Source organism: Rhizobacter sp. P2_H3, from assembly GCF_056403355.1.
This window is the reverse complement of sequence record NZ_JBFUFQ010000505.1, coordinates 1-1,051: the sequence shown is the minus strand read 5'-3', so window position 1 is coordinate 1,051 and position 1,051 is coordinate 1. Positions and strand designations below refer to the sequence as shown.

Genomic DNA, 1,051 nt, shown 5'->3' with positions numbered 1-1,051 from the left:
GCGCGACCCCGGGCGGCAGTTCGCCCAGCAGCTCGAGCGCACGCGCCGCATCGCGGTCGTCGAGCGCCCATTCGGCGGCCAGCAGGCGCGCGCCCTCCTCGGCCGGCCGCGCCAGGCCGCTGCGGCTCGACAGCTCGAGCGCCAGGCGCAGCTGTTCGTCGCGGCGGGCGCGGTCCTGCAACKTGTGCAGGCTGCCGGCGGCCAGCAGGTGGCCGAGCACGGTGAATTCGTTGTCCTGCACCAGGTCGGGCGTGTCGCTCTGGATCAGCAGCGCCCGCTGCGCCGATTTCTGCGCGCGGCTGTAGCGCCCGCCGAAGTACTGCGACAGCGCATCGCGCAACGCCGCCTGCGCGGTGCGGTCGCGGCGCGCGACGCGCCATTCGTGGGCCCGCCGCGRCAGCCCGATCAGCGCGTTGATCGCCTGGATCACCGCGACCAGCGCGAAGCAGGTCGCCACCAGTGCGATCAGGAACAGGTTCAGCGAGACGTCGAGCCGCCACGAGCCCCAGTAGAACGACGCCAGGCCGTCATTGGTGCCCAGCACCGAAGCGCTGACCACCGCCAGAGCGAACAACAGCACGAACCAGATGACGGCACGCATCGGGAAGGGGGACCTCAGGTCAACGGCCGGCCGTCGCGGTGGCCAGCGCCGCGAGCGTGTCGTCGGGCCGCGGCAGCACCACCTGGCGGGCGCCGGCCGACACCTGCTTCACCAGTTCGAGCGCCACCGTCGTGCGCCGCGAGCTGCGGTCGAAATAGCGTTCCAGCGCCTGCTGGGCGCTCTGCAGGTCGGCCTGCGCCGCGTCGAACTGGCGGCTCAGCACCGCCAGGCGCGCGTTCAGCAGGCGCAGCTTCAGGTTCTCGCGCAGGAAGAAGGCCTGCTCCGGCGCCAGCCACATCGCATCCGGGTTGTCGATGCGGTTCACGCGCACCAGCGAGCGGGTCTCGCCCCAGACGCGATCGAACAGCGCACCCAGGCGATCGGACAGCTCGGCCAGCCCGCCGCCCACCGGCGTCGGCGCGCCCTGGCCGGCCGGCGAGGCGCTGCGGG

2 protein-coding genes are annotated in these 1,051 nt (G+C 73.1%); both read right to left on the bottom strand.

Features of this window, described 5'->3' with window-relative positions; all coding sequences use genetic code 11:
• On the bottom strand, positions 1-601 hold a 601-nt coding region (locus AC1D1T_RS32675), incomplete at its 3' end, for a heme biosynthesis HemY N-terminal domain-containing protein (RefSeq protein WP_477993514.1).
• A 19-nt stretch (positions 602-620) separates the two neighbouring features.
• Positions 621-1,051, bottom strand: a 431-nt coding sequence (locus AC1D1T_RS32670) for a uroporphyrinogen-III C-methyltransferase (protein WP_477844950.1), incomplete at its 5' end; no start/stop codon positions are given.